24 protein-coding genes are annotated in these 20,601 nt (G+C 62.1%); 11 read left to right on the top strand and 13 right to left on the bottom strand.

Annotated features, from left to right (window positions below):
• Positions 1 to 87 precede the first annotated feature (87 nt).
• Complete coding sequence (locus MF268_RS01285) at positions 88 to 1,695, bottom strand: peptide chain release factor 3 (protein ID WP_238369534.1); 1,608 nt, start codon at positions 1,693 to 1,695, stop codon at positions 88 to 90.
• 208 nt (positions 1,696 to 1,903) lie between these two features.
• Between MF268_RS01285 and MF268_RS01280 the strand changes: the two genes are divergently transcribed.
• A complete protein-coding gene (locus tag MF268_RS01280) occupies positions 1,904 to 2,344 on the top strand; it encodes a BrnA antitoxin family protein (RefSeq protein WP_238369102.1) in 441 nt (146 codons plus the stop codon).
• Here the strand turns inward: MF268_RS01280 and MF268_RS01275 are convergent.
• Positions 2,341 to 2,898 (bottom strand): hypothetical protein, encoded by a 558-nt coding sequence (locus MF268_RS01275; protein WP_238369101.1) that lies wholly within the window; start codon positions 2,896 to 2,898, stop codon positions 2,341 to 2,343. The genes MF268_RS01280 and MF268_RS01275 overlap by 4 nt on opposite strands.
• A gap of 142 nt (positions 2,899 to 3,040) precedes the next feature.
• Between MF268_RS01275 and MF268_RS01270 the strand changes: the two genes are divergently transcribed.
• Genes MF268_RS01270 through MF268_RS01260 form a run of 3 tightly spaced genes read left to right on the top strand, consistent with a single transcriptional unit; the run spans position 3,041 to position 6,116 of the window.
• Complete coding sequence (locus MF268_RS01270; RefSeq protein WP_238369100.1) at positions 3,041 to 3,820, top strand: SDR family oxidoreductase; 780 nt, start codon at positions 3,041 to 3,043, stop codon at positions 3,818 to 3,820.
• Between the two features lies 1 nt (position 3,821).
• Positions 3,822 to 4,946, top strand: a complete 1,125-nt coding sequence (locus tag MF268_RS01265; protein WP_238369099.1) for a hypothetical protein — start codon at positions 3,822 to 3,824, stop codon at positions 4,944 to 4,946.
• A gap of 48 nt (positions 4,947 to 4,994) precedes the next feature.
• A complete protein-coding gene (locus tag MF268_RS01260) occupies positions 4,995 to 6,116 on the top strand; it encodes an ABC transporter ATP-binding protein (protein WP_238369098.1) in 1,122 nt (373 codons plus the stop codon).
• 88 nt (positions 6,117 to 6,204) lie between these two features.
• On the opposite strand, the gene MF268_RS01255 is transcribed toward MF268_RS01260, so the two are convergent.
• Positions 6,205 to 6,864, bottom strand: coding sequence for a helix-turn-helix transcriptional regulator (locus MF268_RS01255; RefSeq protein ID WP_238369097.1), 660 nt, complete (start codon positions 6,862 to 6,864; stop codon positions 6,205 to 6,207).
• 222 nt (positions 6,865 to 7,086) lie between these two features.
• Between MF268_RS01255 and MF268_RS01250 the strand changes: the two genes are divergently transcribed.
• From MF268_RS01250 to MF268_RS01230, 5 genes are read left to right on the top strand one after another with little or no spacing between them, the layout of a single operon-like run.
• Positions 7,087 to 7,308 carry a twin-arginine translocase TatA/TatE family subunit gene (locus tag MF268_RS01250; RefSeq protein ID WP_238369096.1) on the top strand — a complete coding sequence of 74 codons (222 nt, stop codon included), beginning with the start codon at positions 7,087 to 7,089 and terminating at the stop codon, positions 7,306 to 7,308.
• A 6-nt stretch (positions 7,309 to 7,314) separates the two neighbouring features.
• Positions 7,315 to 7,797, top strand: coding sequence for a Sec-independent protein translocase protein TatB (gene tatB / locus MF268_RS01245; RefSeq protein WP_238369095.1), 483 nt, complete (start codon positions 7,315 to 7,317; stop codon positions 7,795 to 7,797).
• A gap of 5 nt (positions 7,798 to 7,802) precedes the next feature.
• Entirely contained in the window at positions 7,803 to 8,696 is an 894-nt protein-coding gene (tatC, locus tag MF268_RS01240) for a twin-arginine translocase subunit TatC (RefSeq protein WP_238369533.1), read from the top strand.
• The gene (locus MF268_RS01235) at positions 8,693 to 9,535 is read left to right on the top strand and encodes an ATP-binding protein (RefSeq protein ID WP_238369094.1); all 843 of its coding nucleotides are present in this window, start codon (positions 8,693 to 8,695) and stop codon (positions 9,533 to 9,535) included. Before tatC ends, MF268_RS01235 begins: the two co-directional genes overlap by 4 nt.
• Before the next feature lie 26 nt (positions 9,536 to 9,561).
• The gene (locus MF268_RS01230) at positions 9,562 to 10,017 is read left to right on the top strand and encodes a GFA family protein (protein ID WP_238369093.1); all 456 of its coding nucleotides are present in this window, start codon (positions 9,562 to 9,564) and stop codon (positions 10,015 to 10,017) included.
• Positions 10,018 to 10,033: 16 nt separating this feature from the next.
• Here the strand turns inward: MF268_RS01230 and MF268_RS01225 are convergent, their stop codons facing one another.
• From MF268_RS01225 to MF268_RS01205, 5 genes are all read right to left on the bottom strand, one after another.
• A complete protein-coding gene (locus tag MF268_RS01225; protein WP_238369092.1) occupies positions 10,034 to 11,212 on the bottom strand; it encodes a peptidoglycan DD-metalloendopeptidase family protein in 1,179 nt (392 codons plus the stop codon).
• Positions 11,213 to 11,287: 75 nt separating this feature from the next.
• Complete coding sequence (locus tag MF268_RS01220) at positions 11,288 to 11,938, bottom strand: protein-L-isoaspartate(D-aspartate) O-methyltransferase (protein ID WP_238369091.1); 651 nt, start codon at positions 11,936 to 11,938, stop codon at positions 11,288 to 11,290.
• Entirely contained in the window at positions 11,935 to 12,717 is a 783-nt protein-coding gene (surE, locus tag MF268_RS01215) for a 5'/3'-nucleotidase SurE (protein ID WP_238369090.1), read from the bottom strand. Before surE ends, MF268_RS01220 begins: the two co-directional genes overlap by 4 nt.
• Before the next feature lie 103 nt (positions 12,718 to 12,820).
• Entirely contained in the window at positions 12,821 to 13,462 is a 642-nt protein-coding gene (locus MF268_RS01210) for an SDR family NAD(P)-dependent oxidoreductase (RefSeq protein ID WP_238369089.1), read from the bottom strand.
• A gap of 82 nt (positions 13,463 to 13,544) precedes the next feature.
• Complete coding sequence (locus tag MF268_RS01205; protein WP_238369088.1) at positions 13,545 to 13,793, bottom strand: pilus assembly protein PilP; 249 nt, start codon at positions 13,791 to 13,793, stop codon at positions 13,545 to 13,547.
• A gap of 423 nt (positions 13,794 to 14,216) precedes the next feature.
• Here MF268_RS01205 and MF268_RS01200 point away from each other — a divergent pair, with 423 nt between their 5' ends.
• Positions 14,217 to 14,753, top strand: coding sequence for a hypothetical protein (locus MF268_RS01200; RefSeq protein ID WP_238369087.1), 537 nt, complete (start codon positions 14,217 to 14,219; stop codon positions 14,751 to 14,753).
• Between the two features lie 336 nt (positions 14,754 to 15,089).
• On the top strand, positions 15,090 to 15,344 hold the full coding sequence (locus MF268_RS01195; protein ID WP_238369086.1) for a hypothetical protein: 255 nt from the start codon (positions 15,090 to 15,092) through the stop codon (positions 15,342 to 15,344).
• A gap of 140 nt (positions 15,345 to 15,484) precedes the next feature.
• Here the strand turns inward: MF268_RS01195 and purF are convergent, their stop codons facing one another.
• The 5 genes from purF to MF268_RS01170 form a co-directional block, all read right to left on the bottom strand.
• On the bottom strand, positions 15,485 to 16,942 hold the full coding sequence (purF, locus tag MF268_RS01190) for an amidophosphoribosyltransferase (RefSeq protein ID WP_238369532.1): 1,458 nt from the start codon (positions 16,940 to 16,942) through the stop codon (positions 15,485 to 15,487).
• A 330-nt stretch (positions 16,943 to 17,272) separates the two neighbouring features.
• On the bottom strand, positions 17,273 to 17,878 hold the full coding sequence (locus tag MF268_RS01185; RefSeq protein ID WP_238369085.1) for a CvpA family protein: 606 nt from the start codon (positions 17,876 to 17,878) through the stop codon (positions 17,273 to 17,275).
• A gap of 40 nt (positions 17,879 to 17,918) precedes the next feature.
• Positions 17,919 to 19,283, bottom strand: coding sequence for a DNA repair protein RadA (gene radA / locus MF268_RS01180; RefSeq protein WP_238369084.1), 1,365 nt, complete (start codon positions 19,281 to 19,283; stop codon positions 17,919 to 17,921).
• A complete protein-coding gene (locus MF268_RS01175) occupies positions 19,276 to 19,731 on the bottom strand; it encodes a paraquat-inducible protein A (RefSeq protein WP_238369083.1) in 456 nt (151 codons plus the stop codon). The genes radA and MF268_RS01175 overlap by 8 nt, the downstream gene beginning before the upstream one ends.
• Positions 19,732 to 19,853: 122 nt before the next feature.
• Complete coding sequence (locus tag MF268_RS01170) at positions 19,854 to 20,600, bottom strand: ABC transporter ATP-binding protein (RefSeq protein WP_238369082.1); 747 nt, start codon at positions 20,598 to 20,600, stop codon at positions 19,854 to 19,856.
• Position 20,601: the final 1 nt, after the last annotated feature.

Raw genomic sequence — 20,601 nt, 5'->3', positions numbered from 1 at the left:
TACAAAAGCAAATGTGGCAACATCATGGCAGCACGCGAAGGTTGTTGCAATCGCTTGCTTGCTTCCTGCAAGTGTCTTTGGAAACGATCAGACCATCATTTCCTTGGTCGCCGTCAGATGGATGTCGGGGTAGTCACGCTCGACCCTGTCGATGTCCCATTGCAATCGCGTGAGGTAAACCGTGTCGCCATCATTGTCGGTGGCTATATGCTGCTTGTTCGCATTGGTAAACTTTTCAATGGCTTGCTTGTCACCGTTCACCCATCGGGCAGAGGTGAATTGCGACGCCTCAAAGCGCACGGGCAGGCCGTATTCCATCTCAATCCGGCTGGCGAGCACTTCGAATTGCAGGGCTCCGACGACGCCCACAATAAATCCCGACCCGATTGAGGGCTTGAACACTTTTGCGGCACCTTCCTCGGCAAACTGCATCAGCGCCTTTTCCAGATGCTTTGCCTTCATCGGATCACCCGCGCGCACGCCCTGCAAAAGTTCGGGGGCGAAGGACGGGATACCTGTAACACGAAGATCTTCACCTTCGGTTAATGTGTCGCCGATGCGAAGCTGGCCGTGGTTGGGAATGCCGATGATGTCGCCAGCCCATGCTTCTTCGGCCAGTTCACGGTCGGAGGCGAGGAACATCACCGGGTTCGAAATTGCCATCGGCTTTTTTGATCGCACATGGGTCAGCTTCATGCCGCGTTTGAAATGTCCCGAGGCCATGCGCACAAAGGCAACGCGGTCGCGGTGCTTGGGGTCCATATTGGCCTGAACTTTGAAGACAAAGCCGGAAACCTTTGATTCTTCGGGCAGAATCTGGCGCGGCGTGGCGGCCTGAATCTGCGGCTCGGGGCCGTAATTCGCGATGCCGTCCATCAGTTCCTTGACGCCGAAGGAGTTGATCGCCGAGCCGAACCAGATCGGGGTGAGCGTACCTTCGAGCATGGCCTTCTTGTCGAGCGGCGGCAGCAGTTCGCGCGCCATCTCAAGCTCTTCCTGCAGCTTTTCCAGCAGGTGAGCGGGAACATGCTGGGTCAGTTTTGGATCGTCCAGCCCTTTGATTTCAATGCTTTGCGCGATCTTGTTGCGGTCGGCGCGGTCCATCAGCTCAAGCCGGTCGCGCAGAATGTCGTAACAGCCGACGAAATCGCGCCCCTGTCCGATCGGCCAGCTTGCCGGGGTCACGTCGATGGCAAGGTTTTCCTGAATCTCGTCAATGATCTCAAAGACGTCGCGGCTTTCCCGGTCCATCTTGTTACAGAAGGTCAGGATCGGCAGGTCGCGCAACCGGCAGACTTCGAACAGTTTCTGGGTCTGGCTTTCCACGCCCTTCGCGCCGTCGATCACCATGATTGCCGCGTCCACCGCCGTCAGCGTGCGGTAGGTGTCTTCGGAAAAGTCCGAGTGGCCGGGCGTGTCCACGAGATTGAAGCGGAAGTTGTTGAAATCGAAAGACATTGCCGATGCCGACACGGAGATCCCGCGGTCTTTTTCCATCTGCATGAAGTCCGACCGCGTGCGCCGCGCTTCGCCCTTTGCGCGGACCTGTCCGGCCATCTGGATCGCACCACCGTAAAGGAGGAATTTCTCGGTCAGCGTGGTCTTGCCCGCATCCGGGTGCGAGATGATGGCAAAGGTGCGCCGCCGGGCAATTTCGGCGGGCAGGTCGGGGCGATTTTGAGCGGTATCCAGCATAGCGCGCGTATAGGTAAGGTTTTCGCCGAGAGCAAGAAAATCGGCGGCACTCGTGATGCACAAGCTGTACACCCCCTGTACACCGGACGGCAGCCGGCCTTGTGTTAAGGAAATGTCAGGCCGTCGGGCAGCCCATCGGACGCTCGCATTGCCCGACCTTAACAATGGCGTTCTAGACGAGGGAGATACCAAGCCACCGGAGAGCGCGATGAATAAATCGGATGCCCATAGCGAAATGCTGGCGACGCTTGAGCAGCTTCAGCGTGAGATCAAGCAGAAATGGCTGGTCCGCAGCCTCCCGGTGGACTGGAACGCGCTGGATCATTGGCACCCGGTCACGCCACACAAGACGCGCGTGACGATTCGGCTCGACAGCGACATGGTGCGCTGGTTCCGCAAGCTGGGGCCGGGTTACAGCACACGTATCAACATGGTGCTGCGGCTGTACTGGACCGCTTTGCTGTCGGGCGAAATCGACCGGTATTTTCAGGATGATACGATTCCTCAGCTCTGGCTGCAGGCCGAAGCGATGGAACGCGAGATCAAGGAAGGCGCCCGAAGAAAACCCCGCAAGTCAGAGCCGGAGGACTGCTGGGATGAGGATGCGCCGGACGACGACGGCGAGGATGCCGGGCCGGATGAGGATTAGGCGCGAATACTGGCGGAAGGCGCGGCGTTCTTCGCGGGCTTCATCACCGGATTGATCGCCGCATGTTCGATCAGCTCATCGAAGGCGGCGCGGGTCGAAAGGCGATCCAGCGCAATAATGCTGAACGGCGTGCCGGGCGCAATCGGGTCGAGCGGGGCAAGATAAATCCCCGCGATATGGTCGTGCATGTCGGTTTCGACGAGGATGATCGCCCGCGCGATCCGCCCCGCCGCAGACATCAGCGTAACCGTGCCATCCAGATGCAGGGATGCTCCGGCGGTGCCGGTTTCCGATGAAGCGGCGATTTCAGGCACGTGATCTGGCGTCATGTGAAAGGCGAGGCTGGAAGTGATGCTGCCAGCGGCAAGAACGTAGACATCGTCCGGCACCAGGTCATCCAGAACCGACAGCGAATCCCCTTCGTTCACGCCCTCGACCGCGCAGAAGGCGCTTGCGTCGTGAACCGGCACGGTTTGGGGGAACAGCCGGTCGCAACCTGCGAAATCGGCCGCGATCACGTTGTACTGGAAGGCGCTTTCTGGATAGTTCTGCATCTTCTTGGACTGTGTCTGTCGTTTATGTTGCACTCTTCCTAAGAGATGAATGTGACCGATTGTGGTCAAGACACCGGTGAAAAGCTGGCATTACATCATTTGCGAGGATAGTCCTGCTAAAAAGTGCACAAGGAGTTAACCGATGGATTTGGGAATTAAGGGTAAACGGGCATTGGTCTGCGCCAGCAGCAAAGGGCTGGGTCTGGGCTGCGCGCGCGCTCTGGCCGAGGCCGGCGTCGATCTGGTCATGAACGCCCGCGGGGCAGAGGCTCTCGAAGCATCGGCCGCGGCGATCCGCGAGGATTTCGGCGTCAATGTGGAAACCGTTGCCTGCGACGTGACCACGCCTGAGGGCCAGGCGCAGGTTCTCGAAGTGGCCGGGCAGGTCGATATCCTCGTGACCAATGCGGGCGGACCGCCCCCGGGCCTCTGGAGCGACTGGGATCGTGAAGATTTCATCAAGGCGCTGGATGCGAACATGCTGACGCCGATCGCTTTCATGAAGGCGCTGTTGCCGGGGATGATGGATCGTGGCTGGGGCCGGGTGGTGAATATCACCAGCCAGTCGGTGCGCGCGCCGATCGGCGTGCTTGGCCTTTCCAATTCCGCGCGCGCCGGGTTGACAGGCTATGTCGCAGGCACCTCGCGGCAGGTGGCGCCCAAGGGGGTTTGCATCAACAACATTCTGCCGGGCATCCATGACACCGACCGCGCCGAATCGCTTGATGGAGGTGTGAGCCGTGAACAGAATATCTCGATGGAAGAGGCTCGCGACCGGCGTCAGGCGACGATCCCGGCCCGCGCCTATGGCACCGCAGAAGATTTCGGCGCGGCTTGCGCCTTTCTTTGCTCGCAGCAGGCGAAGTTCATCATTGGTCAGAACCTGCTGATCGATGGCGGGGCCTCGAACATCACAATCTGACATGGCGAGCGGTTTTTCCCTGAAAGACCAGTTGTTCAACCTCGAAAGGGTCCGCTATCTGGCGGGCCTTTTTTCCGATGCGCCGGGGTTCGATGCGTCGCGCTTCGAGGCACGGGTGATGGAGCGACTGCCCGAACTTGAGCTGAAAGCGCGCATTGCATGGATCGCGACTTGCCTCGAAGAGGCCATGCCGGGGGATCTTTCGGTGGTCGACCCCGTGATACGAAATGCGCTGCCGCCGCCGCTGGATCCGACGAAAAGCGATGATGACTTCGGCAGTTTCATCTTTGCGCCGCTGGGCGAATGGGTGGTTAACACGGGGTTGGAAGATCCGGATCGCGGGCTCGAGCTGTTGTATGAGATCACTCAGCGGTTTTCAATGGAATGGGCGATCCGGCCCTTTCTGAACCGCTGGCCAGATCTTGTGCTGGCCCGGCTGGAGGGCTGGGCCGAAGACGATCACTACCATGTGCGGCGGCTGGTGAGTGAAGGGACGCGGCCGCGTCTGCCTTGGGGGCAGGGCGTGTCGCTGCCGCTTGATGCGGGCCTGCCACTGTTGGATCGGCTACATGGCGACCCGACGCGTTTCGTGACGCGTTCGGTAGCGAACCATCTTAACGACATCACAAAGAAGGAGCCGGATCTGGTTCTGGCGCGGCTCGCGCAGTGGCGGGACGAAGGGCGGCAGGCGGATAAGGAACTGGCCTGGATGACGGCCCATGCGCTGCGCGGGCTGGTCAAGGCGGGGCATCCCGGCGCTCTTGAGATGCTGGGATTTGACGCTGAGGCCGATCTGGCATGCAAGCTGCGGCTGGGGCGGGACAGCCTGCGCATCGGCGAGGCGCTCGACATCGGGTGCGAGATCATGGGCGCGCAAGCAATGCCCGTGCTGGTCGATTACATCATCTGGTTCGCCAAGCCGGATGGTGGCCAGCGGTCCAAGGTGTTCAAGCTGAAACAGGGCAAGCTGACAGCCGGAAAACCTTTGATCCTGCAAAAGAGTCACCGGCTGAAGGGGGACGCGACCACCTTTCGGCTGAGCCCTGGACGCCATGCGGTGGGGATGCAGGTGAACGGAAAGCTGCGCGCGCGGGCGGATTTCACGCTCTTGCCTGCGGCGGAGTGACTTGCGCGGGGGCTTGCGGGTTGCTATCCGCGCCTCTACCCGACAGAAATGCTCGGCACCGCCAGTGAGGCCCGCTTGCAAGACCTGAAGACCCAACCCCGGCTGGAAATCCGCAACCTCGTGCGCCACTACGAGGGGCGTGTGGTGGTGGATGATGTATCGTTGACCATCCTGCCGGGACAGGTGACCTGCCTTCTGGGGCCATCGGGCTGTGGCAAATCCACGACGCTGCGGATGATCGCCGGGGTAGAGATGCAGGACAGCGGCGAAATCTGGGTAGATGGCAAGCTGGTCTGCGACACCCATTACCGCGTGCCGCCCGAGCGGCGCGGCATTGGGCTGATGTTCCAGGATTTCGCGCTCTTCCCGCATTTGAGCGTGGCCGACAACGTGGCATTCGGTCTGCGCGGCGCGTCGCGCGAGGAAAAGCGCGCCCGGGTCGAGAGCTTGCTGGAACGGGTCGACCTGCTGCGCCATATCGATGGCTACCCGCATGAGCTTTCCGGCGGTGAGCAGCAGCGCGTTGCGCTGGCCCGCGCGCTGGCGCCGCGTCCCCGGATCATGCTGATGGACGAGCCGTTTTCCGGGTTGGACAACCGGCTGCGCGATGGCATCCGCGACGAGACCCTTGGCGTGCTCAAGGACGAGGATACCGCCGTGTTGCTGGTCACCCATGAGCCAGACGAGGCGATGCGCATGGCCGACGAGATCGCGCTGATGCGTGCCGGAAAGATCGTTCAGCAGGGCGCGCCGTACAATGTCTACAACCGCCCGGTCGACCGGGCGGCGGTGTCCTTCTTTTCCGATGCCAACGTGTTGCAGGCCGAGGTGACGGGCGCGCTGGCCGAAACCGCCTTTGGCCAGTTCCTTGCCCCGGGCGTGGCGGATGGGACGATGGTCGATATCGTGTTCCGCCCTCAGCATGTGCGCATCGATTTCGACCGGGGCGGCAACGGGCCGCGCCCGACCGAGACCGACGGTGTGGCGGCAAGGGGGGTGGTCAAGCGGTCGCGCTTCATGGGGCATGAATCGCTGGTCGAGTTCGTGATGGATTTCGATGGATCGGTGCTGAAGGCGACGGTGCCGAATGTTTTCCTGCCCAAACCCGGCAAGGTGATGTGGCTGACCGTTCCGCGTGATCGCTGTTTCGTGTTTCCTGCTGCAGCGTGAGATGAATGGCCCGTTGGGCCATGCCTCCGGCGGGGATATTTTTTGACCCAAAGAAGAACGGGAATGCGTCCGGTCAGCGGGGCTGGCGTTAATCGGCGGCGTTGAAATCGGAGAGCTGCCGGCCCGGTTCGTCGACGAAGAGTTCCGGCAGCGGCGTGGCGGTTTCGATAAGGTCGGTGCGGATCTGCGTGAAACGGTTCGATGTCTCGCTCCAGCCGGTGAGAATCCAGTTGCGGCCCCAGTTTTCGAGCCTGAGCGGGCGGATGGTTTGGGGGGGGTGGCCGGTTTCGGTCAGTTGCAGTTTCTGGCGGGCGCGGATGGCGCTGCGCAGGGCGGGAAGATGGGAAAAGCTCCGGGCGGCGCGGGCGGCCGGGAGGGCGGCAGTTTTCCATTCATCGCCGGGGGCGGTCTGTTCCTCGGGCAGGGCGGCGTCGATCTTTTGGATGAGGGTGCGGGCATGGGCCGACAGGTCGGGATCGCTCGATTCGGCGACGATGGCGAGGGCGAGATGGAGCGCTTCGAGTTCTGGCGGGGCGAGTTTCAGCGGCGGCAGCAGGATTTCATCCCCGAGCCGGTAGCCGGTGCCGCGCGTGCCGGTGATGGCCGCGCCGCTTTTCGCAAGTGTATCCATATCGCGGTAGATGCTCCGCTGCGAGACACCGAGGCGGGCGGCGAGATCGGCGGCGCGATGCAGCCTGCCGTCGTGCAGGATGCCAAGGAGCTGAAAGAGTCGGTCGGCGCGGGACATGGGGCATTCTGGGCGGCGGAGCCGAAAAAGTCGAGCGCAACTGACAAAGACCTGTCAGTTTTGATTTCGGGCGGGGGAGGTGACAGGAAAACCGGGCCGGGCGGGGCGCCTCCGGTTGGGTTTGCGCTTTTCCCCGGGCTGGGGCGGATCTAGAAAAGATGCCGAACACGCGCCTGCGCGATTTGCGGCACGGGGCGAATAAGATCTGACAAGGAGTTGAACATGTTGAACAATATTGGCCTTCCGGGCCTTCTGCTGATCGCAGTCGTGGTGCTGGTGCTGTTCGGGCGCGGCAAGATCAGCTCGCTCATGGGCGAAGTTGGCAAGGGAATCACCGCTTTCAAACGGGGCGTTTCCGATGGCTCGAAAGAACTGGAAGACGAGAGCCACACCACCAAGGATGTGACGCCGGCGGATGTGGACGCGGAAAAAGACAAGGTCTGATCTGACATGTTCGATCTGGGTTGGACGGAGCTTCTGCTGATCGGCGTTGTGGCGCTGATCGTGGTGGGGCCCAAGGATTTGCCGGTGCTGTTCCGCAACGTCGGCCGCTTTGTCGGCAAGGCCAAGGGCATGGCGCGGGAGTTCTCGCGGGCGATGGAGGATGCGGCGGATGAATCCGGCGTGCGCGACATCGCCAAGGGGCTCAAGACCGCCTCCAACCCGATGGCGAGCGCGATGGACAGCGTCAAGGATGCAACCCGCGACCTGACAAGCGGGTTCGATCCCAAGAAATACAAGCCCGAGAGCGAGACCGGCAAGCTGGCCGCTGACCGGGACGAGAACGCCAAGAAAATCAAGGCGGCCACCGCGCGGGCCGCGGCCGAGCGCAAGTCGCGCGAAGCCGCCGAGGCTGCGGCGCAGGCGGATGCAGCCGAGGCCGATCTGACGCCAGAGACGGCCAGCCCTGAACCAACCGGACCCAAAGAATGAGCCAGATGGCGAATGACGACATCGACGACAGCGCCGCGCCGCTGATCGAACACCTTGCGGAACTGCGCAACCGGCTGATCCATTCGGTCGTCGCCTTTGTCGTTGGCATGGTGATCTGTTTTACCGTGGCGACGCCGCTGTTCAATTTCCTGACCAACCCGCTTTGCGAGGTGCTTGCCACGCGCGGACAGGATTGTGACCTGATCTTCATCAGCCCGCAGGAAGGCTTTTTCGTTGCGATCAAGATCTCGCTTCTGGGCGGCTTCATCCTCGCCTTTCCCTATATCGGGTTGCAGATGTGGCGCTTTGTGGCGCCCGGGCTTTACAAGTCCGAAAAGGGCGCCTTCCTGCCCTTCCTGATCGCGTCGCCGTTCATGTTCCTGCTGGGGGCATCCTTTGCCTTTTACGTGGTGACACCGCTGGCCTATGATTTCTTCCTTGGTTTCCAGCAGTTCGGCGCAGAGGGCGAGGCGGTCGTAGCACAGCCAGAGATGGCGCAGCCGGGGCTGAGCGTGGTGTTTCAGGGCTCGGCGCAGGAATACCTGAACCTGACCGTGAAATTCATCGTGGCCTTTGGCCTGTGTTTCCAGCTGCCGGTGCTGCTGACCCTGATGGGCAAGGCCGGGCTGGTGAGCGCGGACGGACTTAAGGGCGTGCGCAAATATGCGGTGGTGGCCATTCTTGTGCTGGCCGCGCTGGTGACGCCGCCGGACGTGATTACGCAGGTCATCCTGTTTGTGGTGGTCTACGGCCTGTACGAGATTTCGATCTTCCTTGTGCGCCGGGTCGAAACCAAGCGCGAAGCCGAGCTGCGGGCGCAGGGCTATTACGACGATGAAGAAGAGTTCGACGACCCGCTTGCCGCTGAATTCGATGAAGAGCGGGAAGACGGCAAGTGAGTGAAGTACAACTTACGAGAATTGCGGCGGCGCTTGAGAGGATGTCTCCGGCGCCGCTGCCGGCACCGGACTTCAGCCGCGCGCCTGCTTTCGTGTGGCACGTGGACCCGGAGCGGCTGGTGCCGGTGCCGGTGGTCAACCGGGTGGGGCTGGACCTTTTGGTCGGGATCGACCGGTCGCGCGACACGCTGCTGGACAACACGCGGCGGTTCGCCAAGGGGTTCGCGGCAAATAACGCGCTGCTCTGGGGCGCGCGGGGCATGGGGAAGTCGAGCCTTGTCAAGGCGATCCATGCCGAAGTTTACGCGGAGAACCCGGATCTTAAACTGGTCGAGCTGCAACGCGAAGACCTGCCATCGGTCGGACGTCTGCTAACGCACCTGAGGGAAGCGCCGCAGCGGTTCGTGCTGTTCTGCGATGACCTGTCGTTCAGCCATGATGACGAGCATTACAAATCGCTCAAGGCGGTGCTGGATGGTGGCATCGAGGGGCGGCCGGATAATGTGGTGCTTTATGCCACCTCGAACCGACGCCACCTGATGCCGCGCGACATGATCGAGAACGAACGCTCAAGCGCGATCAGCCCCTCGGAAGCGGTCGAGGAGAAGGTTTCGCTTTCCGACCGGTTCGGGCTGTGGCTGGGCTTCCATCCCTGTTCGCAGGACGAATACCTTGCGATGATCGACCGGTATTGTACCGCGCATGGCGTCGAGGTGGCGCCGGATAAGCTGCGGGCCGAGGCGATCGAATGGCAGGCCACGCGCGGATCACGCTCGGGGCGGGTGGCATGGCAGTTCTTTGTCGACCTGGCGGGGCGTCACGGGGTACGTATCGGGTAGAGGCGAAACCTGAGGAGGGGAACGCAATGCCGGAGATGTCACTGCCGATGGAAGGCTCCTGCCGCTGCGGCAAGGTGCGGATCAGGGTTACGGCCAAGCCGATGATGACAGCGGCCTGCCACTGTGTGGGATGTCAGAAGATGGCCGCGAGTGCCTATTCGCTGACAGCCATGTTCCCGGTTGGGGCCTTTGAGGTGATCGGGGGAGAACCGGTTGTCGGCGGGGCGCCCAGCGAGGCGCTGAGCCACATGTGCTGTCCGGACTGCAAGGCATGGATGTTCACGCGGATTGCCGGGAACGATGTCTTCGTCAACGTGCATCCGACAATGCTGGACGACATGTCATGGTTCACGCCCTTTATCGAAACCGTGACCAAGGAAAAGCTGGCATGGGCCGAGACCCCGGCCAAGCACAGCTTTGAGGGGTTCCCACCGAGGGAGCAGTTCAAGTCGCTGGTTGCGGAGTATGCTCAGGCGGGCTGAAAGCGCCCGCCGGGGCTTATTCGAGGTAGGGCTGCGGATTAACGCTGTCGAACCCGTTGCGGACTTCGAAATGCACATAGGCATTGTCGCCGCTGCGCAGTTTGGCCAGCTGTTGGCCACGTTTCACCGTATCGCCCTTTTTGACCTTTATGCCTTCGACATTGGCATAAACGGTCAGCAGGTTGTCGGGGTGACGCACGACCACGATGGGCACCTGATCGGCGCTTGAGGTGATCGCGGCAACGCTGCCATCGGCGGCGGCATTGACGGGCGAGCCGGGGCTGGCCGCGATGTCGATGCCTTCGTTCTTGCCCTTGGAATAGGTACGGATGATCTTGCCCTGCACTGGCATGCCCATCGCGGCATTCGACGCGGGATTCTTGGTAGGCTTGTCGATTGTGACGGTCTGGGCCACCTCTTCGGTACGCGGCGCGACCTTTTCAGCCGGCAGCGGTTTGGCCGCGCTCGGGGGCAGCGGCGTCGGGCTGCCTTCGCCCGGTTCGGTGACCGTGGTATCGGCGACGATCGGTGCGGGTTTCGGCGCGGCGGCACCGGCCACGGGGATCATCAGGTACTGGCCTTCGCGGATCGAGAAATCCGAACCGAGCCCGTTCCATTCGGCCAGCGACTTGACCGGCACATTGTAAAGCCGCGCGATGGTATAGGCGGTTTCACCGCGTGCCACGCGGTGGCGCACCGGCTCGGCGGCCTGTACCTGTGCGGGCTTGGACGCGGCTGCCGGGGGTAGGGCGGTGGTCTGGACCGAGTTGCTTGTGCTCGGTGAGGCGTCGATGGCGCTCCCTGCAAGGCTGGCAATATCCACGCCGGTCGCGGCCGAGGGTTCGGCGACGCGTGTCGGCAGGGCAAGAATTTCGCCATCGCGCAGGGTATCGCCCGGCGTCAGCCCGTTGTAGCGGGCCAGTTCCGAGGCGGGCAGGCCGACCCGGTTGGCCACGGTGGTCACCGTATCGCCGCGACGGGCCACGGCCACCTGATAATTCGGATATGAGATTACGCCACGATTGTCCGCAGCGGGGCGGGTGCCGGTCGCCGACTGGGCCGCCGGGGCGGTCGAAAACGCACCGATCTTGCCGCGCATGTCGAAATCGAGCGGCTCGTCGCAGGCTGCGAGCAGGGCAAGCAGGGAAACGGCGGTCAGAATTCGGAATGAAGGGCGTCCTGTGGACTTGGTCATCTCGGCTTCCTCAACATGCGCCCCCCTGTTTCGCCGGGAGGTCGCAGCACATATGCTTTCGGTCTCGTGTACCGCTTATGTACCGTCCTTGCCCAGACCTTCAAGGAGGGGGACGAAGCGGACGGGGCGAATTTCGTCATAATCGAACCCGTCTTCGCCGCGACGGACCCGGATCAGCGTCTGCACCGCGTCGGACTGGCCGACCGGTACGACCATGATACCCCCGATCTTGAGCTGAGCCAAGAGCGGTCCGGGCGGGTCTTCGGCGGCGGCGGTGACCAGAATCCGGTCAAACGGCGCCTGATCGGGCAGGCCGTGTGAGCCATCCGCCGTCATCGCGGTGATATTCACAAAGCCGAGCTTGGAAAAAACCTCGTTCGCCTCGCGAACCAGCCGGGCGTGGCGGTCGACCGTATAGACCCGGCGGGCGAGGCGCGACAGGATCGCCGCCTGATAGCCCGAACCGGTACCGACCTCGAGCACCTTGTCGCGCGGATTGATCTGCAGCGCCTGTGTCATCAGCCCCACGACCGAAGGCTGCGAAATCGTCTGCCCGCAAGCGATGGGCAGCGGCGTGTCCTCATAGGCGCGTTCGGCGAAAAGCCCGGTGATGAACATGCCCCGGTCGATGGTCTCCATCGCGTTCAGCACGCGCTTGTCGGTGACCCCGCGCGAGCGCAAGGCATAGAGAAACTGCATCTTGGTTTCCGGGTCGGTGCCGCTCATTCAATCGCTTTCAGCGCATCGAGCGCGTCATGGGCCGTGAGATCCGCGCGCATCGGGGTGACCGAGATATAGCCGTCGAGATTGGCCTGCGCATCGCTGCCGGGCGCCGTGTTGACGTGTTGCTGGCTGCCCTTGATCCACAGGAAACGCTTTCCCGACGGGGAGTTATGCGGCTCGACCGAAAAGGTGGTATCGGGGCGGAAGCCCTGCGTGGTGGCGCGGATGCCCTTGACATCGGCCCCGGCGACGGGCGGGAAATTCACGTTGTAGAACAGGCGGTAATCTTCGCCGGTGCAGGGCGTGTTGGCAAGGATCTTGCGGATCACATCGGCGCCGTGCTGCTCGGCCGCTTCGAACATGTTCTCGGCCTCGAAAATCTTGGGGCCAAGGTATTGCGAGAGCGCAATCGCGGGCAGCCCCTGCAGTGCGGCCTCCATCGCGCCGCCCAGCGTGCCGGAATAAAGCGCGTTCTCGGCCGAGTTGTTGCCCCGGTTCACGCCCGACAGAACCAGATCGGGGGGCGAGTCGATCATCACCTCGTGCAGCGCGGCGAGCACGCAATCGGCGGGCGATCCCTCGGTGGTAAAGCGGCGCTCGTCCATCTTGGCGAGCAGCATGGGGTGCGTGTAGCTGATGCAATGGGCCACGCCGGATTGCTCGAACGCGGGGGCCACGGTCCAGACTTCGCCATCCGGCCCGGCCAGTTCATGCGCGATCTTGTCGAGCGCTTTCAGCCCGCGCGCCTGGATACCGTCGTCATTGGTGATGAGAATTCGCATGGCCTGCCCCTTTTCGCGCCTTGATAGGCGAGCGGGCATGGCGGAGCAAGTGAAGAGCCGCGCGACAGGTGGGCGCGGCCCTTGTTTCGCAGGCGACGTGTCGTCAGAGACTCAGTTCGCCTAACAGGCGCGCGGCCTCGCCTGCCGGGGTGGCAAGCGCATCGCGATCTTCGCCCGGGAAGAAGCGCGCGCGCGTGGCCGTGGGCATCGGCGCGGGCGTCAGGATATGGATGCGCGGCCCGGTCTTGACGGTTTCGGCCTGCCAGCTTTTTGCCATTGCGATCTGCGCCGCCTTGGTCGCGCCGTAGGTCGCAAAGAACTTCTCGCCCGCGCGCGGATCGTCGAAGAACACCGCCTGGCTCTCGGCGCTCAAGAGAGGCGTAACATAGGGGATCAGCACCGAGGTCGCGGTCGCGTTCACGGCGACGGATTTCTCCCAGTCGCGGGTATCGGTGAAATGCGCGGGCGACAGTGGGGCTGCGTGGATCGCCGTATGTAGCCAGAGATCGAGCGTTCCCCAACGGTCGTGAATGCCTCGGCAAAGTGTCGCCATCGCGTCAGGCACGGTGATGTCCATCGGCGCCAGCGTGGCGCTGCCGCCTTTCGCCTTGATGCGGTCATCCAGCTCTTCGAGCGCGCCGGTGGTGCGCGCCACGGCAATGATGTGATGGGAGGGCGCAAGCGCCTCGGCAAGGGCGGCGCCAAGCCCGCGCGAGGCACCGGTGATCAGGGCTGTTTTTGTCATGCGCGCGGGTTTGGGCGCGATTTTCGGCAAGGTCAAGTCCCGCCGCACGGGTTTCGCCCGTCCGGTGCAGCAAGGGGCCGGATCAAGGGATTGCGTAGACCCTTGCGATGTTGCGCTGCACGAGGTGAACCTGACCCTCGGTAATGACGGCCACCGTGTGACCCGACACCGAATCCCCCCGCTGCACGCGGTGAACGCGCCCGTTGCGGGTACGCAGAAGGGCAATATCGCCCTTGGGAGAGGTCAGGGTCCCGATGACAGTGATATCGGCGGAAGGAAGAGCATTCTTCTCGGTCGCGGTCTGCGCGACGAGGGCGGGTGTCGAGGGCATGGAAACCTATGGGGGAGAGTGATGTTTGCGCGCTCCTCTTCCCAAAGATTAACTCCGGGTTAAAGGGGGTAGCCGCGTCATCCCGGCCCGCTCGGCTGAAGCTTGCTTATGGGGGATCTCCTGCACCGGCCGGCGGCTTGGGTCTTGGGGCTGCGCTCGAGGAAAGAACAATGCTTGCTTCCTTTTCTGGTCCACAGTTGGCCGGTCGTCGACTGGGCGCGGATCGCTGCGATTGCTTTGAAGGTAACTCTATTGAAGCCGGCCTGGAATACGGGACTTTTGTGCCACGCAAATCATTTTGCTTCCGGCGAAGGCTAAGAATGTTGTCTGGCAATTGCAAGAAAGTGATAGCTGCATGACTGCGATCCTACTACCGCCAATGAGCTTCCGGTTCGGCTTTACGTTTCGAAAAGGACGTCATCCTTGGGAAATACGATTCCGGTTCTTTTGAACTACCTCACTCTATGCATCGTTGCCTTGTTCGCATTTCCCATAAGCTTGCTGTTCGTCGTTTTCACCCTTGCCGTAGGGCTTTTGGCAGTCCCGTTTCTAATTGTCACAGAAGCTGAAAAATACGAAGCCTTAGCGATTCCGGCCTGGCTCGGGATAATGACCTATCTTGGCTTCTTGCTCTTTACGGTCCTGCGTAAACATACGATTTGGTCCGCCATTATGTTCGCATTACTCTCGTGCTTCTCCACCTATTTGGTTGTCGCTGTGAGCGCCGAGATAAGTTGGAGATGGGCCATGGCACAGGATGCAGAGAAACAGGGCCTGCAATGTATCGAACCCCGACAGTTTATCGCCTTGCGCGCACGAAAGGCCGGTCTGGCGCTTCATTCGGATGAGCGGATGTTTTACACACCGCACGCAACTGCCTCCAAAGACGGAAAACTGTTCATTTGGTCTTTTGGTGAGACGAGATTCGTTGAATGGGAAGACTACGGAGCCAGTTGCTGACCAGATATTTAGAAGTCATTCCAGATGGTGTCATAGTGCCTGCTGGCGACGTCGCCATACTTGCGACCCGCTGGGAAGGCTACGAGGGACCGACCGAATACTTTCGCCACCTCCGACATCATTTATCCGCAAGCCTCCGCCGCTCTGATCATGCAAGCCCTTTTTCACTTGATCGCATTGGACTTGGCCGCTGGAATCGAGGGGCGGTTTGACAAATCAGAGGTATGAGCCAGCTTTTACCCTTATACACAGCGACGCAGGATGGGACTGGCCCGCATGAGCCCGGAGATACGGTGCCCCGAGAGACGTCGACCGAACAGGCAGAAGGAGACTTCCATGGAAGCTCAAACAATCGCCGCCCTTATCATCACGCCATTCGCCGCGGCCTTTGTCTATGCCGGGATCCACGAGTTTCGGCGCTACAAGTCCGATGGCCGCGCGAATTACGGCCTTGTTTTTGACGAAGAGACCGGCACGACACATGTGACCGGGATTGCGGAAGACGAAGAGGCCTATGATATCGAAGAGTTTGATCCCAGCGACTACAATGAGCGCAATGCCGAGAAAGAGGAAGACGACATAAAGACCTGACGGTTGGTTTCCTCTGAGGTAGGATCGTCATGTACCGCGCGGTGTTGTTGCCTGCGCAGGGCGCGGGAGCGCTACTTGCTCGGCGTAGGCAGAGTTACCGGCACCGCCAATATCACGGCACCGGGCGCTTCTAAAGCCGGTTACTCGGCCGCTTTCATCTGGAAACCCTGTTCCAGCATGTCCGCCGGACGAACCGGGTATTCGCCCGAGAAGCAGGCGTCGCAATACTGGGGCTGTTTCGGGTCGCGGCCATTGGCCTCGCCGACCGCACGGTAGAGACCGTCGAGCGAGATGAAGGAGAGGCTGTCGACCTGAAGGTGCTCGCGCATTTCCTCTTCGCTCATGGTGGCGGCAAGGAGCTTTTCGCGCTGCGGCGTATCCACACCGTAGAAACAGGGCCAGGCCGTGGGCGGGGAGGCGATGCGGAAGTGCACCTCTTTCGCGCCCGCATCAAGGATCATCTCCTTGATCTTGCGCGAGGTCGTGCCGCGCACCACCGAGTCATCCACGAGGATCACGCGTTTGCCGCGGATCAGGGCGCGGTTCACGTTCAGCTTGAGCCGGACGCCCATGTTGCGGATCTGCTCGGAGGGTTCGATGAAGGTCCGCCCCATGTACTGGTTGCGGATGATGCCCATCGCATAAGGAATGCCCGATTGCAGGCTATAGCCGATGGCCGCCGGGGTGCCGCTGTCGGGGACGGGGCAGACCAGATCGGCATCGACCGGCGCTTCCTTGGCCAGCTCGCGGCCGATCGCCTCGCGCGTTTCATAGACGGAACGGCCGCCAAGAATGCTGTCGGGGCGCGAGAAATAGACATGTTCGAAGATGCAGAAACGTGATTTGCGGGGGCGGAAGGGGAAATGGCTTTGCACCCCTTCCTGTTCGCTGATCACGACCATCTCGCCCGGTTCGATTTCGCGCAGGAATTCGGCGCCGATAATGTCGAGCGCGCAGGTTTCCGAGCTGAGCACCCAGCCATCGCCGAGCTTGCCAAGAACCAGCGGGCGCACGCCCAGCGGATCGCGCACGCCGATCAATTTGGTGCGGGTCATCGCGACAACCGAGAAGGCGCCTTCGACCTTGCGCAGCGCTTCTTCCATGCGGTCGGGGATCGAGCGGCCCATCGAGCGTGCCATCAGGTGGATGATACATTCGCTGTCCGAAGAGGACTGGAAGATCGAGCCGCGCTCGATCAGCTCGCGCCGGAGCGTGTTGGCATTGGTGATATTGCCGTTATGGGCAATCGCGGCGCCGCCCATGGAGAATTCACCAAAGAAGGGCTGCACGTCGCGGATGGCGGTATTGCCCTTGTTGCCGGCGGTGGAATAGCGCACGTGGCCGATCCCGATCGGACCGGGCAGGGTTTCCATCACGCTGGCCGAGGTGAAATTGTCACGGACATAGCCGAAGCGGCGGGCCGAATTGAACCCGTGTTCGGGATGGTGGACAACGATACCGCCGGCTTCCTGACCGCGGTGTTGCAGGGCATGGAGACCGAGGGCGACGAAATTGGCGGCGTCGTTGACACCAATGACGCCGAAAATCCCGCATTCTTCCCTGAGCTTGTCATCATCAAAGGGGTGGGCGGGGGGCATATGCGGCTGGGACAAGGGCAGCTCCGAATCCGGTGGCTTGTTTACCCCCCACATAGTCACTCTTTCCGCCGCTGTCATCAAAGGATCACAAATTGCCGCACTGCAGAAGGCAATCGTGAAGATTTTGCCAGGTCGCTGTGCCCTTTAGGGGAACGGGCGGGGCTTTGCGGTTCGGTTGGCGAGGATTTGGCGCCAGGGCAGGGCGGTTCCGCGGGCCTTGCGCTGCTTGGGCGAGGCGGGGGGCTGTCTGCCCCCCGGGCCCCCCGAGAGTATTTCCGGCAAGAGGAAAAGGGGGCGTTTGATGTTGTGGCGTTCGGGGTGACCGTGGGGTTATTCGCTGGGGGTATCGGTTGCGGGCGGCGTTGTGTCGACCGGCGTGGAGGGAGCGGCGCATTTGCCGACCAGCGATTCATATTGCTGGGTGATCCAGCCGAGCGCCTGTTCGGGGTTTCTTTCCTCGATCTGGGTGGTGAGGCGGGTGAAGACCTGCGCCGAGCGGCTGTTGTCGACCATCGGGACCGTTTCGGTGGTCATGACGGACTGGTAGACGAAGAAGGCGATGGTGACGAGGAGGATGCCGCGCGCCACGCCGAAGAGGAAGCCGAAGCCCTGGTCGAGACCGCCGAGCGCCGAGCGGCGGACAAGCGTGGAAAAGAGCGGGGTGAAGAAGGAGACGATGATCAGGGCGATGGTAAAGACCACTGCGAAGGCACCGATGACCGAAAGTTCGCAGCTGTCGGCGAGGAATTCGCCGACGACCGGGAGTTCGCGGATCAGGGGCTCGACCGCCGGGGCGAAGAGGAAGGCGAGGACGCCTGCGGCGACCCAGCCGAGAATCGCCATCGCTTCGCGTACCAGGCCGCGGGAATAGGCCAAGAGCGCAGAGAGAACGATGATCAGCGCGACCACCCCGTCGATGATGGTGAAACCTTCCATAAGCTGCCTTCGCCTTTTTGTAATCGTCTATGGGGGGCTTTTACCCGGCCCCGAATACTTCGCCAACAAAACCTGTCAAATCCGTGGCGCGGGTCAGCGACAGACCGCCATCTGTAACGGATTTGCCACCCGCAGGCGCAATCGCGGCGGTAAAACCAAGTTTTTGCGCCTCTTTCAACCTGTTTTCGGTTTGCGGAGCCGGGCGGAGGGCGCCGGAGAGGCTTATTTCGCCGAAAACGACGGTTTCCGCCGGAAGCGCGGCATCTTCGCGCGCCGAGAGCAGCGCGGCGGCGACGGCGAGATCGGCGGCGGGTTCGGAGATTTTCAGGCCGCCCGCGATGTTGAGATAGACGTCGAGCCCGGCGAAGGGGATGCCGCAGCGCGCTTCGAGCACGGCGAGGATCATCGCGAGCCGCCCGCCATCCCAGCCGACCACGGTGCGTCGGGCCTGCGAATGGGGCGAGGGGGCGACGAGCGCCTGGACTTCGACCAGGACGGGCCGGGTGCCTTCGATGCCGGCGAAGACGACGGAGCCGGGGCTGGGTTCGCCCCGTTCGGAGAGGAAGAGGGCGGAGGGGTTGGTGACTTCGGCAAGGCCGCCGCCGGTCATCTCGAAGACGCCGATTTCATCGGCGGGGCCGAAACGGTTCTTGACCGCGCGCAGGATGCGGAACTGGTGGCCGCGTTCGCCTTCGAAGTAAAGCACCGTGTCGACCATGTGTTCAACGACGCGGGGGCCGGCAATCTGGCCTTCCTTGGTGACATGGCCGACGAGGATGACGGAGGTGCCGCGCCGTTTTGCAAAGGCGGTGAGTTCATGGGCGGCGGCGCGGACCTGGCTGACCGAGCCGGGGGCACTTTCGACATTGTCGGCCCACATGGTCTGGATTGAATCGATGATCGCAAGCTGGGGGCGTTCGGCTTCGAGCGTGGTCAGGATGTCGCGCAGGTTGGTTTCGGCGCCAAGCTGCACCGGCGCCTGCGCAAGGCCGAGGCGCTGGGCGCGCATGCGCACCTGTGCCGAGGCTTCTTCGCCCGAGATATAGAGCGTCTTCAACCCGCTTTGAGCGAAGCGCGCAGCGGCCTGTAAAAGCAGGGTGGATTTGCCGATGCCGGGGTCGCCGCCGACGAGAATGGCCGAGGCGGGGACGAGACCGCCGCCCAGCACGCGGTCGAGCTCCTCGATGCCGGAATGGGTGCGCGGGGGCGGTGTTTCCTCGGTTGCGAGCGAGGTGAGCGGGATGGAACTGCCGCGTTTTGCGCCGAGCGATTTCGAGGCGGGACCGGCCGAAAGCGGGGTTTCCTCGTGAATGGTGTTCCATTCGCCGCAGGCTTCACACCGGCCTGACCATTTGGTCGAGGTGGCGCCGCAGGCGGAACAGATGAAGGTCTTGGATTTAGCCATGCTGTCTTGTGCCGCCTGTTCGTTTGGCCGTCAAATGGCTGATCGCCAGAGAGGCGAGCACGCAGGCCGTGAAAAGATAGAGCCCCCAGGCGATTTCAATCCGCGCCAGCCCGATGCCCTTGGCGATGACCACGTAGAGTGCGATCAGGAAGACATCAGCCATAGCGAGTTTGCCCAAGGCTTCGAGCACTGGGAGTACGCGCCGCCGCAGCATGCCGAAATGGATCAGGGCGAGACCGATGGTTTTCATATAAGGGGCGAAGATCGCGAGGAAGGTGACGAGCAGGGCGAGGATCACGTCGCTGCGCCAGAGCGATTGCAGCCCCGAGATCACGCTGATTTCCGACAGGCCGAAAAGCGGCAGCGCGATGCCTGCCCGCATCAAGGGCGCAAACCACGCGAGGGGGAACAGGACCAGCAGCGTCAGGTTGGCGAGGCGGAGAAGCATGATCGGCTTTCAGGGAGCGGTTGACCCTTGGTATTGAGGGCGCCGGTCAAGCGCAAGTCCGCGCGGGGCGGGATAAATTTCTGAATAGAAATTTCTCAAGAAAATTGAATTTTCTTGCCACCTTAGCGGACGGCAGCAATCGGGCCTTCGGCGCGGCCATGGATGAACTGGTCGAGATAGGGATCGCCCGAGGCATCCATCTGCGACACCGGCCCGGTCCATTTGATCACACCCTCATGCAGCATTGCCACGTTGTCGGCGATGGCGCGCACGCTGGTCATGTCATGGGTGATGGTCATCGCGGTCGCACCCATCTCCACAACGATCTCGCGGATCAGGTCGTTGATCACCCCGGCCATGATCGGGTCCAGCCCGGTGGTCGGTTCATCGAAAAAGATGATCTCGGGATCGGCGGCGATGGCCCGGGCCAGACCGACGCGTTTCTGCATCCCGCCGGAAAGTTCAGCGGGCAGTTGATCGGCGGTTTCCGGTTTCAGCCCGACGCGGCGCAGTTTCTCTATGGCAAGCTCGCGCGCCTCGGCCTGCGGTTTCTTGAGCGAGCCGCGCAGGTGGCGAAAAGCCACGTTCTGCCAGACCGGCAGCGAGTCAAACAGCGCACCGCCCTGGAACAGCATACCGAAACGGGCGAGGAAGGCGTCCCTGTCGCCGGTGGTGGCATCCTGCCCGTCGACCTTGATGGTGCCGCTGTCAGGGGTCACGAGCCCGAGGATACATTTCAGCGCTACCGATTTCCCGGTGCCGGAGCCGCCGATGATCACCATCGAGGTACCGCGTTCCACGTTCAGTGTCAGCCCGCGCAGCACGCGGTTCTCGCCAAAGCGCTTTTGAAGGTTGTCGAGTTCGATCATG

The sequence above is a fragment of the Heliomarina baculiformis genome (assembly GCF_019966545.1).
Lineage (GTDB): Bacteria > Pseudomonadota > Alphaproteobacteria > Rhodobacterales > Rhodobacteraceae > Heliomarina > Heliomarina baculiformis.
Note: the sequence above shows the minus strand (reverse complement) of the source record. Positions and strands in the feature narration are given on the sequence as shown.